The organism is Tardiphaga sp. 709, assembly GCF_032401055.1.
Classification (GTDB): domain Bacteria; phylum Pseudomonadota; class Alphaproteobacteria; order Rhizobiales; family Xanthobacteraceae; genus Tardiphaga.
Genome location: NZ_CP135529.1, coordinates 886833 through 899726, shown reverse-complemented (window position 1 = coordinate 899726; position 12894 = coordinate 886833). Strand labels below are relative to the sequence as shown.

The 12894-nt window shown below is 63.3% G+C and carries 13 protein-coding genes; 7 read left to right on the top strand and 6 right to left on the bottom strand.

Annotation, left to right across the window (positions count from 1 at the left end; all coding sequences use genetic code 11):
- Nucleotides 1-166 precede the first annotated feature (166 nt).
- Together RSO67_RS04715 and RSO67_RS04710 are read left to right on the top strand one after the other, a co-directional pair.
- A complete protein-coding gene (locus RSO67_RS04715; RefSeq protein WP_315842571.1) occupies nt 167-1231 on the top strand; it encodes a Ppx/GppA phosphatase family protein in 1065 nt (354 codons plus the stop codon).
- 90 nt (nt 1232-1321) lie between these two features.
- Nucleotides 1322-2032, top strand: coding sequence for an RlmE family RNA methyltransferase (locus RSO67_RS04710; RefSeq protein WP_068730972.1), 711 nt, complete (start codon nt 1322-1324; stop codon nt 2030-2032).
- A gap of 21 nt (nt 2033-2053) precedes the next feature.
- On the opposite strand, the gene RSO67_RS04705 is transcribed toward RSO67_RS04710, so the two are convergent.
- The 4 genes from RSO67_RS04705 to RSO67_RS04690 form a co-directional block, all read right to left on the bottom strand.
- Nucleotides 2054-2920: a DMT family transporter gene (locus tag RSO67_RS04705; RefSeq protein ID WP_315842570.1), complete on the bottom strand. Its 867-nt coding sequence runs from the start codon at nt 2918-2920 to the stop codon at nt 2054-2056.
- 66 nt (nt 2921-2986) lie between these two features.
- Entirely contained in the window at nt 2987-3523 is a 537-nt protein-coding gene (locus RSO67_RS04700) for a TetR/AcrR family transcriptional regulator (protein ID WP_315842569.1), read from the bottom strand.
- Nucleotides 3524-3727: 204 nt separating this feature from the next.
- Complete coding sequence (locus tag RSO67_RS04695) at nt 3728-3991, bottom strand: hypothetical protein (protein ID WP_315842568.1); 264 nt, start codon at nt 3989-3991, stop codon at nt 3728-3730.
- 3 nt (nt 3992-3994) lie between these two features.
- Entirely contained in the window at nt 3995-5470 is a 1476-nt protein-coding gene (locus RSO67_RS04690) for an MFS transporter (RefSeq protein WP_315842567.1), read from the bottom strand.
- A 310-nt stretch (nt 5471-5780) separates the two neighbouring features.
- Here RSO67_RS04690 and guaB point away from each other — a divergent pair, with 310 nt between their 5' ends.
- From guaB to RSO67_RS04675, 3 genes are all read left to right on the top strand, one after another.
- Nucleotides 5781-7268 carry an IMP dehydrogenase gene (gene guaB, locus RSO67_RS04685; RefSeq protein WP_089263865.1) on the top strand — a complete coding sequence of 496 codons (1488 nt, stop codon included), beginning with the start codon at nt 5781-5783 and terminating at the stop codon, nt 7266-7268.
- Nucleotides 7269-7524: 256 nt separating this feature from the next.
- On the top strand, nt 7525-8151 hold the full coding sequence (locus RSO67_RS04680) for a hypothetical protein (RefSeq protein ID WP_089263866.1): 627 nt from the start codon (nt 7525-7527) through the stop codon (nt 8149-8151).
- An 87-nt stretch (nt 8152-8238) separates the two neighbouring features.
- Entirely contained in the window at nt 8239-9261 is a 1023-nt protein-coding gene (locus RSO67_RS04675; RefSeq protein WP_315842566.1) for an NADP-dependent oxidoreductase, read from the top strand.
- A 145-nt stretch (nt 9262-9406) separates the two neighbouring features.
- Here RSO67_RS04675 and RSO67_RS04670 read toward each other — a convergent pair whose 3' ends face one another.
- Both RSO67_RS04670 and RSO67_RS04665 read right to left on the bottom strand, forming a co-directional pair.
- Nucleotides 9407-10258 carry a metallophosphoesterase gene (locus tag RSO67_RS04670; protein WP_315842565.1) on the bottom strand — a complete coding sequence of 284 codons (852 nt, stop codon included), beginning with the start codon at nt 10256-10258 and terminating at the stop codon, nt 9407-9409.
- Nucleotides 10259-10328: 70 nt separating this feature from the next.
- A complete protein-coding gene (locus RSO67_RS04665; protein ID WP_315842564.1) occupies nt 10329-10970 on the bottom strand; it encodes an acriflavin resistance protein in 642 nt (213 codons plus the stop codon).
- Nucleotides 10971-11192: 222 nt separating this feature from the next.
- Here RSO67_RS04665 and RSO67_RS04660 point away from each other — a divergent pair, with 222 nt between their 5' ends.
- Both RSO67_RS04660 and RSO67_RS04655 read left to right on the top strand, forming a co-directional pair.
- The gene (locus RSO67_RS04660) at nt 11193-11543 is read left to right on the top strand and encodes a hypothetical protein (RefSeq protein ID WP_315842563.1); all 351 of its coding nucleotides are present in this window, start codon (nt 11193-11195) and stop codon (nt 11541-11543) included.
- Between the two features lie 40 nt (nt 11544-11583).
- Entirely contained in the window at nt 11584-12885 is a 1302-nt protein-coding gene (locus tag RSO67_RS04655) for an RsmB/NOP family class I SAM-dependent RNA methyltransferase (protein ID WP_315842562.1), read from the top strand.
- Nucleotides 12886-12894 lie beyond the last annotated feature (9 nt).

The following is a 12894-nucleotide window of genomic DNA, read 5'->3' as shown; positions in this document are numbered from 1 at the left end:
CGGGGGCGCGCCCCTGTAAGTCCCTGAGATAAGGCAGCGTGACCTGTACGACAACGGACGATTGGGCATGGGGGGGCGCCAAGGTTGCGCTGATCCTGTGCCCTGCTAAACTTTCCGTGAAAGATATTTCCATGTCGGCCGGAACGGTCGCGGAAAGACAGATTGAATGGATGATGACACGCGGCTTCGCGGCGGCCACGGGCCGGGCGAGGGTGTGCAGGGATTGGTTGCGGCATTGGCCGACGGCGGGCGCGAAGCCGCATGCGCCAACACCTATGCCGCGCTCGATCTCGGAACCAATAATTGCCGTCTCCTGATCGCCTGTCCCACGGGCGACAGCTTTCGCGTGGTCGATTCGTTTTCGCGGATCATCCGGCTGGGCGAGGGCGTCTCGACGTCCGGCGTCATCAGCGACGCCGCAATTGCCCGTGCGATCTCGGCGCTCAGCATCTGCCGTGACAAGATCCGCGCGCGGGACGCGCAGCGGCTGCGGCTGATCGCGACCGAAGCCTGCCGCGCGGCCTCGAATTCGGACGCGTTTCTCGACCAGGTGGCGCGCGAAACCGGCATCACGCTGGAGATCATCGATCGCGAGACCGAAGCCGCTTTGGCCGTGATCGGCTGTTCGCCGCTGATCGATCCGCAGGGCCGCGGCGCCATCCTGTTCGATATCGGCGGCGGCTCATCGGAACTGGTGCGTATCGAACGCGATCCCCATGATCCCTCGGGCAAACCGCTGATCAAGGCGTGGATGTCGATCCCGCTCGGCGTGGTGACGCTGGCCGAGAAATTCGGCGGCAAGCACGTGACCCGGGACAGCTACACGCAGATGATTGCGGAGGTCGCCAGACACGTGGCGCCGTTCGCCGCCGAACATGCCGGCGATCTCGACGGCATGCACATGCTGGGTACCTCGGGCACGGTGACCACGCTGGCCGGCGTCTATCAGGGGTTGGCGCGCTACGACCGCCGGCGCATCGACGGCATCTGGCTCAGCAATACCGAACTCGACGAGACCATCGCGAAGCTGCTCGACATGACCTATGCGGAACGCGCGGCCAACCAGTGCATCGGCCCGGACCGCGCCGATCTGGTGCTGTGCGGCTGCGCCATTCTGGACGCCATCCGCAACGCGTTCCCGCTGCCGCGGCTGCGCGTGGCCGATCGGGGGCTGCGCGAGGGCATGCTGGTGGAAATGATGCGCGAGGACGGCGCGATCCGGGTTTCCTGAGCCCGATTTCCCCGATTCAGAGCGAATATTCGGGTTTCCCGCCATGCCGTGCTAAGGGAAGCGCGAATAGCTGAAAGCAAGCACGAGACCATGGCCAAAGACACCACCGGACGCCTGCGGATCCAGGTCAAGAGCGCCGGCAGAATGAAACTGTCGTCGAAGCTCTGGCTCGACCGCCAGCTCAATGACCCCTATGTGCAGCAGGCCAAGAAGGACGGCCTGCGGTCGCGCGCGGCCTACAAGATCATCGAGATCGACGATAAGTACCGCTTCCTGAAGCCCGGCCTGTCGGTGGTCGATCTCGGCGCTGCGCCTGGCGGCTGGAGCCAGATCGCGGCGCGGCGCGTCGGCTCGGCCGAGGGCAAAGGGCAGGTGGTCGCCATCGATCTCCTAGAAATGCCGGAGATCGTCGGCGTGACCTTCGCCCAGATGGACTTTCTCGACAATGATGCGCCCGACAGATTGAAGGCGATGATGGGCGGTCTCGCCGATGTGGTGATGTCCGACATGGCGGCCAACACCACCGGCCATCGCAAGACCGATCAGCTCCGCATCGTCGGCCTCGTCGAGGACGCGGCAGCCTTCGCCGCCGACGTGCTCAAGCCCGGCGGTACCTTCGTCGCCAAGGTGTTCCAGAGCGGCGCCGATGCCACACTGATGACCCAGCTCAAGCGCGACTTCGCGACAGTGAAACATGTGAAGCCGGCCGCGAGCCGCAAGGACTCCTCGGAGCGCTACGTGCTGGCTATGGGTTTTCGCGGCGTGGCAGGTGATCACCGGCTCGGTGAACACGACAACTAGGTCGTGAACGCATACGCGACTCTAAGTCCGATTTGATAGAGCGCTCGATCTCACTTGTGTGATGGCAACACCGGAGATGGCGAGCAGCGTCCCGACAATCAACGTTGGAGTAATATGCTCGTCAAGGAACAGCGCGCTTGAAATCAGGGCAAAGACCGGAAGAAGCAAACCGAATGGCGCCACGCGGCCCATGGTGCAGCGAGCGATGAGCCAGAACCAAAGGCTAAATCCAACAATTCCTCCGATGAAAACGGTGTAGGCGAGCGCGAGCCAACCACGTTCATCCGCCGTGACGAGGGACGTCAATTGTCCGTCTTCAAGGACAAACGACATCAGCATCACCTGTGGCACCGTGAAGAGAGAGGACCACCCCGTCAACATCAAGGGGTCAAAGGGTCCGTGCCGCTTCGTTAAGACGTTGGCGACCGCGAAGGCGAGTGCGGCCCCGACCACCAGCAGAATCGGAATAGCGTTTGCGGGCAGACCAGGCCCCGCTGCAAGCACGACCACGCCGAGAAATGCCAGCAACACCCCACCAGACGTTACGAGAGACGGTCTCTCCGCGAGCAGCGGCCAAGCCAACAGGATGGTGAAGGGCGTGGCGAGTTGATATGCGACGGCCGAAATACTTCCGGAGCCGAGCCCGAGGCCGACATAGAAGAGGCCGAAGTTCAGCCCACCAAGAAAGACCGAGATCGCGGCGACAGGGCTGAGCTCCTGACGTGCAGGCTTCTTGACGAACGGAACGAGCAGCAATGCCATAGCCAGAAAGCGCAGGCCAAGGAAGAAGAGCGGCGGAAATTCCACAATGCCCACCTTAATGACCACGAACTGATAACCCCAAAGCAAGGGCACCATCACCGCGCAGACAATCTGGATGAGCGACATGACACTTTCCATTCAAGACTGTTCAGTCCAGATATAGGTGCGTTCAACCAGCAGCGCCTTGACGCGTTACCTGCTGAAGCGTTCGAGAAGAGCGTCAACGGTGGCTTGCGATGTGCTTCGTGTCGGACGCGTTTTACCTATGACACGCAGCCCCTCGACAAAGCAGACCAGCAGTCGCGCCGCGCTTGCAGGCTCGACACCATGAGCCAACTCGCCTGCGGTCTTCGCGCGCGACAGCGCATTGGCTAGTTTGGCCTCCATAGCTTTGAAAAAGCTGCCGATGCGGCGATCGACTTCCGGGTCGCGGCCACCCAACTCCATGGCTGTCGCGACCAGCAGGCATCCGCGGCGACCATTGGCGCCACTCGTCCGATCGACGTAACCAGCAAGGTAGGCCCGCAGGCCAACGACTGGCGCGCGGCGTGGGTCGAGTTCGATGTCGATCCGTAGCAGGGCGTCGGCAATGTAGCGATCGAGCGCACGGAGGAAGAGTCCGCGCTTGTCACCGAAGGCGGCGTAGAGACTGCCACGCGAGAGGTTCGTCGCCTGAAGAAGGTCTGGAAGCGCCGTGGCATGATATCCTCGTGACCAGAACACGTTCATGGCGCGCTCGATGGCAGCTTCCGTGTCGAAACCTCGGGGGCGGCCGCGCCGCAACCGCACAGGGGCGTGATGTTCCATCAGCGATATATGGACTGATTGGTCGGTAATTGCAAATGACAGCTTAAAGTGATGGACGCGGGGAGTTTATGACACCGGCGCGCTTTGGGCGATCTGTCGGCTCTCGTCATCTTACGGTCGGATGATTTACTTCGCGCTCTCGCATTTCGGCGACAGCATCGGCACGTTCGGCCATGACCAGTTTCGCCACGATCCATCGCGCTCGACGCAGGCGCCCGGTGGTTTGACGGCAGACGGATCGGTCGGCTCTTTGGCGTCCTGCGCGGTCACATGTTCAACGGGCGCGGGTTTCGGTGGAAATCGCCTGTTCACATAATCGAACGACATGACGCCGGCGATGATCGTGAGGACGATCGTGGCGAGACCTATGGCCCATTGTGCGCGCGTCACAACTCACCCCAGCTTCTGATCCCTTGCATCCGCGGTGCCTTCGCTGGCCGCCTTGACGGCGGCTTTTGCCTCGCCCTTGCGGCTTGCGATATCGATCACCTTGCGGCCGGAGATTTCGTGGCCGGCGTCGTCCGGCATCTGCCAGAAGAACCAGGCCGAGGCTGCCGAGATCACGGACACCACGAGGAAGGCCGGTGCAAAATCGGCGGCCGACAATTCGGTCATGCCGCGCATCAGCATGGTGGATTCCACAGAGAATGCACCGATCGCGACGCCGGCGGAGATCGACAGCTGCTGGTTGACGCTGACCAGCGTGGTGGCGCGGCTCATCTGCGCCGTCTCCACTTCGGCATAGGCGACCGTATTGATGGCGGTGAATTCGAGCGAGCGGAAGAAGCCACCGACCACCAGGATAATCAGGATCAGCATCAGCGGCGTGGTCACCGTGAACAGAGCGCAGGCGGCGAGGAATACCGAACTCACCACGGCGTTGACGGTCATCACATTGCGGAAGCCGAAGGCGCGGATGATGCGCGCCGCAAGCGTCTTCATACCCATGGCACCCACCGCCGAGCCGAAGGTCACCATGCCCGACTGGAACGGCGACAGGCCGAAGCCGACCTGCATCAACAGCGGCAGCAGGAACGGCAATGCGCCGATGCCGAGCCGGAACAGGAAGCCGCCGATGATGGCGGCGCGCAATGTCACCAGCCGCATCAGCGAGAAGTCCAGCACGGGGGACGCGGTGCGCCGGGCGTGGATCACGTAGAGGGTCATCGACACCGTGCCGATGCCGACCAATCCGGCGACGATCGGCCATGGCAGCAGATTGAGGCCGGCGACCGAGAGGCCGAAGGCGATGCCGGCGAGGCCGACGCCGGCCAGCACCAGGCCCAGCAGATCGAAGCGCTCCGGATCCTCCGAGCGGATGGGATCGATGAAGCGCAGCGCCAGATAGATGCCGAGGCAGCCGATCGGGATATTGATCAGGAAGATCCAGTGCCACGAGAAGTAGGTGGTGATGAAACCGCCCAGCGGCGGGCCGATCACCGGGCCGATCAGCGCCGGCACCGTCATCCACGCCATGGCACTGACCAGCGCGCTCTTGTCGATGGAGCGCAGCAGCACGAGGCGTCCGACCGGCGTCATCATGGCGCCGCCGAGACCCTGGATGATGCGGGCGATGACGAAATGCGTGACCGATTGCGACAGCGCGCAGCCGATCGAGCCGATCATGAACACGCCGATGGCGATGGAGAACACAGCGCGTGCGCCGAACCGGTCGGCGGTCCAGCCGGAGGCCGGAATGAATACCGCGAGCGAGAGCAGGTAGGAGGTGATCGCCAGCTTCAACGTCAGCGGGCTGGTGCCGATATCGGCGGCGATGGCCGGCAGCGAGGTCGCGATCACCGTGGAGTCCATGTTTTCCATGAACAAAGCGGAGGCGACGATCAGCGGGATCAGGCGTTCTTTATTCATGAAATTATTGATGATTCTTACGAGTGCCCAAGCTGCGGGCGCTTTAACATCCTGCCGGGGTGTCCGGCTATTGCGAGAGGCCGAATACCTCCTAAATCATCCGTGACTGCGCCCGGTCGGCTGAAGGCCGAAAACGCCTAAAATGCCTGTGCATGGCTGCCAAACGCTTTGATTTCGTGCAGCAGCATGCTATCGACCACCGCCAATCCTACCGATGGGTCAGATTCGACGACGGTGTCCCGCACCGCCGTCAATCGGCGCATCCGAGGTTCTACCGTATCCCCTAGGGGATCGCCGAATGGAGTTGGCAATGGCAGTCGTTCAGAAGATCCGCGAAGCGTACACGTTCGATGACGTTCTGCTGAAGCCCGGCCTGTCGGACATCCTGCCTTCCGACGCCGATATCCGCTCCCACGCCACCCGTGCCATTCCGCTGAACATTCCAATCATCGCCTCGGCGATGGATACCGTCACCGAGGCCCGCATGGCGATTGCCATGGCGCAGGCCGGCGGCCTCGGCGTGATCCACCGCAACTTCGATCCGGAAGGCCAGGCCGCGCAGGTCCGGCAGGTCAAGAAGTACGAATCCGGCATGGTGGTAAATCCGCTCACCATCGGTCCCGACGCCAAGCTGGCCGAAGCGCTGGCGCTGATGAGCGAGCACGGCTTCTCCGGCATTCCCGTCGTCACCGGCGCGAGCAAGGACGTCCCCGGCAAGCTGGTCGGTATTCTCACCAATCGCGACGTGCGCTTCGCCAGCAACCCGAATCAGAAAATTTCCGAACTGATGACGCACGAGAATCTCGTGACCGTGCGCGAAGGCGTCAGCCAGGATGAAGCCAAGCGCATGCTGCACAAGCATCGCATCGAGAAGCTGCTGGTGGTCGACGATCAGTATCGCTGCGTTGGTCTGATCACCGTGAAGGACATGGACAAGGCCGTCGCGCATCCCCTCGCCAGCAAGGACGCGCAGGGACGTCTGCGCGTAGCTGCCGCAACCACCGTGGGCGAGGGTGGTTTCGAGCGCACCGAACGTCTGATCGATGCCGGCGTCGATGTGGTCGTCGTCGATACCGCGCATGGTCATTCGATGCGCGTGCTGGAAGCCGTGACCCGCATCAAGAAGATTTCGAATTCCGTGCAGGTGATCGCCGGCAACATCGCCACCACCGAAGGCGCGCAGGCGCTGATCGATGCGGGCGCGGATGCGATCAAGGTCGGCATCGGTCCGGGCTCGATCTGCACCACGCGCATCGTCGCCGGCGTCGGCGTGCCGCAGCTCACCGCGATCATGGATGCGGTGGAAGCCGCGAAGAAGCACAACATTCCGATCATTGCCGACGGCGGCATCAAATTCTCGGGCGATCTCGCCAAGGCGCTCGCTGCCGGCGCTGACATCGCCATGGTCGGCTCGTTGCTTGCGGGCACCGACGAGACCCCCGGTGAAGTATTCCTGTGGCAGGGCCGTTCGTACAAGGCCTATCGCGGCATGGGCTCGGTGGGCGCCATGGCCCGCGGTTCGGCGGATCGGTACTTCCAGCAGGACATCAAGGACACGCTCAAACTCGTGCCGGAAGGCATCGAGGGGCAGGTGCCCTATAAGGGCCCGGTGGCCAATGTGATGCATCAGCTCGCCGGTGGCCTGCGCGCCGCTATGGGCTATGTCGGTGCCAAGACGCTGACCGAATTCCACGACAAGGCAGAATTCGTCCGCATCACCAGTGCCGGACTGCGCGAAAGTCACGTGCATGACGTGACGATTACCCGCGAAAGCCCGAACTATCCGGGCGGCGCTTAACTATATGCGTGATCTCAGGCACTTTCGCAGTGCCGCATAGGCATCGCTGCCTAAATTGAGCCCCACAGATCGGCGAAAACGCGCTATTGTTCGCGCGTCACGTGCGCTGTCGGCCATGGATGTCCCCGATATGGGTTTCCAGGGCCGGACAAACCCGGCGGCGGAGCTTGGCTCCGCGTCGCGTTGTGATGCTCATTTTCGACAATGACCTCGTCACGCGTCGAAGTAACACCCGCAGAAAAGAACGTTGGATACTATGGCCATTGAATGGACGGACGAACGCATTGCGGCTCTCGACACCGCGCAACTGAAAAACCTGCGTGAGAACGCCACACGCCGCGAGGTCACGGCGCTGGTGGAGCTTTGCACCACCGAGCTCGCGAAGCGTAATGCCGACAAGCCGCGCAGGATCGGCCAGCCGCGCAGCGAGGCCAAGCAGTTCGAGCACGACATGTCGGCGGAACTCGCCACCGTCGGCAAGGCGATGGCGGAGAAATACGATCTCTCCGAAGCGACCGCCAAGGCGAAGTCCGAAGGCGTGAAGGGCTTCAAGGCGCACAAGCTGCTCGGCTCCGATGGCCATGCCAAGCTCGGCGGCATGCAGCGCGACGGCTCGGTCGCAGTGGATCGCTACATCTCCTATCGTCGCGGCACCGATATCGCGTCGCTCAGCGTGTTTCTGCTGAAGGATCAGCCTATCGAGGCACATGAGTTTCAGGTGATCGCGCCGCTCACGATGCTCGACGGTGGCAAGCCAGTGGCTGAAATCCGCCCGACGGCAACGGCGGCGCAGAAGCAGTCGGCCGATGGCGGTCTGTCGTTCAAGGATCTCGACAGCGCAGCTGCAGCATTCGACAAAGTGCTGGCGAAGATCACTGCCTGATATTTGCCGGTTTACGTTTTGAATGCGGCGCGCGATCATCGCGCGCCGCATTTTTTTGCGATCAAGAAAGAGAAACGGAGAAGTCCCATGTCAGCAGCCAAACGCGTCGTTCTCGCATCGCGCCCGCACGGTGAGCCCAGCCCATCGAATTTCCGTGTCGAGGATTATGCGGTGCCGACGCCGGGTGATGGCGAGGTGCTGCTGCGCACGATCTGGCTGTCGCTCGATCCCTATATGCGTGGGCGCATGAGTGACGGCCCGTCCTATGCCGCGCCGGTGCCGGTGGATGGCGTGATGGAAGGCGGCACGGTGTGCGAGGTGATCGCCTCGAACAATCCGGGTTTTGCCAAGGGCGATATCGTGCTGGCCCATGCCGGCTGGCAGACCCATGCGATCTCCGACGGCAAGGGCCTGCGCAAACTCGATCCGAAACTCGCGCCGATCTCGACTGCGGTCGGTATTCTCGGCATGCCGGGCATGACCGCCTATACCGGCCTGCTGGCGATTGGAAATCCGCAGGCGGGCGAGACCGTGGTCGTTGCCGCGGCGTCAGGTGCCGTGGGCTCTGCAGTCGGCCAGATCGCGAAGATCAAGGGCGCGCGCGCTATCGGCATCGCGGGTGGTGCCGACAAGTGCCGTTATGTGAAGGAAGAACTCGGCTTCGACGATTGCCTCGATCATCGCGATCCGGATTTTCCGGCGAAGCTGAAGGCCGCGTGCCCGGGCGGCATCGATGTGTATTTCGAGAATGTCGGCGGTGCGGTGTTCGAGGCGGTGTTTCCGCTGCTGAACTTCTTCGCGCGCATTCCGGTGTGCGGGCTGATCGCGCAGTACAACGATACGACGTCGGAGGCGCCGAAATGGGCCGCCGCGATGATGCGCAATGTGCTGACCAAGCGCCTCAACTTCCGCGGCTTCATCGTGCGCGATTTCGCGTCGATGCATGGCGACTTCCTGCGTGACATGTCGCAATGGGTGCGCGAGGGCAAGGTGAAGTACAAGGAGCACGTCACCGAAGGTCTCGATAACGCGCCCACGGCGTTCATGGGGCTGCTGAAGGGCAAGAACTTCGGCAAGCAGCTGGTGCGGGTGGGGGCGGACAAGGGCTAAGCTCGGTCCTCTCTGCCGTCATCCCCGGGCTTGTCCCAGGGATCCACGTCTTGCTTCTCGTGCAAAAGACGTGGATGGCCGGGACAAGCGCGGCCATGACGACTGAGAGATTAGAGTGCGCGTATACGACGACGCGTGGTCGTCATCACTGCGGGCGCACTGTGCCGTCCGCATTGATGACGGTGAACAGATCGATGTCGCTCTGGCCCGGCGCGCGGCCGTGACGAACTTTAAAGTCGCCGGGCTGGAAACTGTATTCCACGAGCCCGACCTCCTTGACGCCGATCGTCTCCTGCTTGTCCTCGGGACGAATGATGAAACTGCTCGATGGCGCCCAGACGTGCCTGACGCCGCGCCATGTGGTGTCGCGCCGCTGGTGGACGTGACCGCAGGCGACGAGCCGCAGATCGACAGGGTCAAGCAGATCGATGAGACGGCGGCGCGCCGGCATCGGGACATAGCGGATCGACGTCGCGGCCAGTTCCGGATCGTCCGGGGCATTCAGAAATAGCGGCTTGTGGATGAACAGCGCCAGCGGTCGTCCGTTCAGACCCGCCAGTTGCGAGGCGAGCCAGTCAAACTGCTCCTCTTCGCAGGCGAGCCCGCTATTCATGATCAATGAGTTCAGACCGATGAAACACCAGCCGGCCGCATTGAAGCGCCAGTGGTCGTGTCCAAAGACCGACACGAATGCCTGCCGGTTCTGCTCGGAAATCAGCTGGCTTGGCGGCGGGGCGACCAGCGTCGGGTTGTCGCCGATGTCGTGATTGCCCGGCAGATAGCGGCAGGCGACAGAAAGGGCGTCATGCAGTGACTTGGCGAAGGCGAGGTCATCGGGATGGCCCGGGCCATCGAAGGCGAGGTCGCCGCTATTGATGACGAGGTCTGGCTTTGCCGCGTCGATGAACGCGCAGACGCGCTGGAAATTTGCGACGAATTGCGGAAAGCGTGCGCCGAGATGTGTATCGGTGATCTGGATCAAGCGGAATTCGGACATGGCGGGAACTCCTCTGGTGGGGAGTGTAGCCGTTCCGGATGTCAGCGAGATGGCTTGTGCGACCGAAAGGTTAGATCACGCGATATCTGATTGCATAGCCGTCGTTGGTGCGGGCCGTCTTGCCCGCGCGGGCTGAGGCGCTCACCTGATCGACCAGATGCCACGGGCTGAATTCAGTCGAGTGGCTCGGGCTTGCGGCCAAGCGCAGTTTGAATATCAGCGGTGCTTCGCCCGGCACGTTCACGATCATCACACGCTGCGCGGTGCGAAATTTCAGCGGCACCGTACCCTTGAGAATGCTCTCGCCCTTGTTCGTGAAAGTCGGGCCTTCGCTGATGGCGGCGAGGGCCTGGTTGCGGTCGGTATGCAATTCGATCTGCGTGGCTTCCGCAATGATCTTCGCCGCTACCGCGTCGGGCAGGCGGATTTCGAATTCGACAGCGGGCCTGGTCGGATTGATGCCGAGATAGCCCAGTGCCGTGTGGCGCATATCGGTGGCGGCGAAGGCGAGGAGGCCCAGCACGGCCAGCGCCGCGACGCCGTGGTGGACCACGTCATGGACCGAGCGATACCGGGCCCGGAAATAGAGATTCAGCAGGATGGCCACCGCGAGCGCCGCGGCGGCGCCGGCCAGGGTGGACATCATGAGGCCGGCCCAGCTGTCCGGGTCGCCGGGCGTCAGCATCGCAAAGAGGGCATCGAGATAGGCCATGGCAGGGCTCACGGGCAGAACTCTTGAGGCTGGCGCGCCGCCGGGCAGCGCCTGCAAATGGGTGTCGAGGGCCGCCCGGCCGGTTCAATGGAACGGGCATGGAACCGATATGGAACTCATATGGAACTCTTGGGCCGGTTAATCGTCTTGTTCCAAGGGGCGGGTCTGTAGCGCGAGCGGGGTGCCGCGCGGCTCTGAATTCCCCGGGCTGAGGAAATTTCAATGTCGATTCAATGGGTTTTGTTGCCGGTCTTCGTGCTGGTGGCGATTACGCTGGGCATGTTCTTCTGGACCGGCCGGCGCGGCGGCGTGCTGAGCCGCAACGATGCCGGCGATCTGCCGAATACCGCTCCGCAGCTCGACCTGCTGTTCTATGCGCTGATCGCCATCGGCCTGCCGCTCCGCAAGATCGATCTGGTGCTGGTCTGCCTGTCCTGGATCTTCGTCATCGCCCGCTTCGTGGGCGCCGGATTCATTGCCAATAGCCGGGGATCGCAAGCCTGGCTCGCCAGCGCGCTTGTGTTGTTGGCGATGTGGTTCTACTTCGCGCTACGGATGCTTCTTCTGATCTGATCGGGAGCGGCGTCGCGCCTCTCTCCGTCGAAAGATTGCCATGACTCCCGCCGCCCGCCTCTCCGCCGCGATCGAAGTGATCGAGGCCATCGACACCCAGCGTGTCCCCGCCGCCAAGGCGCTGAAGGAATGGGGCACCGCGCACCGCTTCGCCGGCTCCGGCGACCGGGCGGGAATTTCCGGGCTGGTCTGGGATGTGCTGCGGCGGCGCGCCTCCAGCGCCTGGATCATGGACGACGACACGTCGCGGGCGCGGCTGCTCGGCATGCTCAAGGCCGAGCGCAGGATGGATGTCGATACGATTGCCGCGCTCTGTGATGGCAGCGGTTTCGCGCCGGAGCCGCTGTCTGACGCGGAGCGCTCGGCGCTGGCGTCGCGCACAGTGGCGGATGCACCGGCGCATATCGCCGGCGATTATCCGGAATGGCTCGATAGCCAGCTTGCCGATGTGTTCGGCGACGATCGCGTGGCGGAAGCCACCGCCATGGCCAGCCGCGCGCCGCTGGACCTGCGCGTCAACACGCTGAAGGCCAAGCGCGACAAGGTGCTGGGCTCGCTGCGCCATCTCGGCGCCACCGAGACGCCGTGGTCGCCGCTGGGCCTGCGCATCGATCTCGGCGCCGATGCGCGCAATCCCGGCATCCATGCCGAGGAGGATTTCATCAAGGGCGGCATCGAAGTGCAGGACGAGGGCTCGCAGCTCGCGGCTATGCTGTCCGGCGCCAAGCCGGGCGAGCAGGTGATCGATCTCTGCGCGGGCGCCGGCGGCAAGACGCTGGCGCTGGCGGCGATGATGCAGGGCAAGGGCCGGCTGATCGCCACCGATGCCGACAAGAGGCAGCTGGCGCCGATCCACGAGCGGCTGTCGCGCGCCGGCGTGCACAATGCCGATATCCGCACCCCGAAGGGCCCGGACGATACGCTCAGCGACATTCACAACTCCGCGGACCTCGTGCTGATCGACGCGCCATGCACCGGCGCCGGCACCTGGCGTCGCAATCCGGACGCCAAATGGCGGATGCGGCCGGGCGCCCTCGAGGTCCGGATCAAGGACCAGGCCGAGGTCCTCGACCGCGCGGTGGCGCTGGTGAAGCCGGGTGGCCGGATCGCCTATGTGACCTGTTCGGTGCTTCCCCAGGAAAACCGCGACCAGATCCGCGCCTTTACCGCCCGGCAGCCGGAGTTTTCGGTGGTGCCGCCGGCGCAGGTGATGTCGGTGCTGTGGGACAAGGCCGAGGATTTCGCCGCCGCGACCTATCAGAGCCCGGAAGGCCTGCTGATGACCCCGCGGCGGACCGGAACGGACGGGTTTTTCGTCAGTGTTCTCAAGCGCCAGGGCTAACCCCACACT

What these genes read in the sequence shown, in the direction of transcription:
- RSO67_RS04675 (WP_315842566.1), top strand. Translation starts at nt 8,239, where the DNA reads ATGTCAGCAGCCAAACGCGTCGTTCTCGCATCGCGCCCGCACGGTGAG.
- RSO67_RS04680 (WP_089263866.1), top strand. Translation starts at nt 7,525, where the DNA reads ATGGCCATTGAATGGACGGACGAACGCATTGCGGCTCTCGACACCGCG.
- RSO67_RS04690 (WP_315842567.1), bottom strand. Translation starts at nt 5,470, where the DNA reads ATGAATAAAGAACGCCTGATCCCGCTGATCGTCGCCTCCGCTTTGTTC.
- RSO67_RS04700 (WP_315842569.1), bottom strand. Translation starts at nt 3,523, where the DNA reads ATGAACGTGTTCTGGTCACGAGGATATCATGCCACGGCGCTTCCAGAC.
- RSO67_RS04655 (WP_315842562.1), top strand. Translation starts at nt 11,584, where the DNA reads ATGACTCCCGCCGCCCGCCTCTCCGCCGCGATCGAAGTGATCGAGGCC.
- RSO67_RS04705 (WP_315842570.1), bottom strand. Translation starts at nt 2,920, where the DNA reads ATGTCGCTCATCCAGATTGTCTGCGCGGTGATGGTGCCCTTGCTTTGG.
- RSO67_RS04660 (WP_315842563.1), top strand. Translation starts at nt 11,193, where the DNA reads ATGTCGATTCAATGGGTTTTGTTGCCGGTCTTCGTGCTGGTGGCGATT.
- RSO67_RS04710 (WP_068730972.1), top strand. Translation starts at nt 1,322, where the DNA reads ATGGCCAAAGACACCACCGGACGCCTGCGGATCCAGGTCAAGAGCGCC.
- RSO67_RS04670 (WP_315842565.1), bottom strand. Translation starts at nt 10,258, where the DNA reads ATGTCCGAATTCCGCTTGATCCAGATCACCGATACACATCTCGGCGCA.
- RSO67_RS04715 (WP_315842571.1), top strand. Translation starts at nt 167, where the DNA reads ATGGATGATGACACGCGGCTTCGCGGCGGCCACGGGCCGGGCGAGGGT.
- guaB (WP_089263865.1), top strand. Translation starts at nt 5,781, where the DNA reads ATGGCAGTCGTTCAGAAGATCCGCGAAGCGTACACGTTCGATGACGTT.
- RSO67_RS04665 (WP_315842564.1), bottom strand. Translation starts at nt 10,970, where the DNA reads ATGGCCTATCTCGATGCCCTCTTTGCGATGCTGACGCCCGGCGACCCG.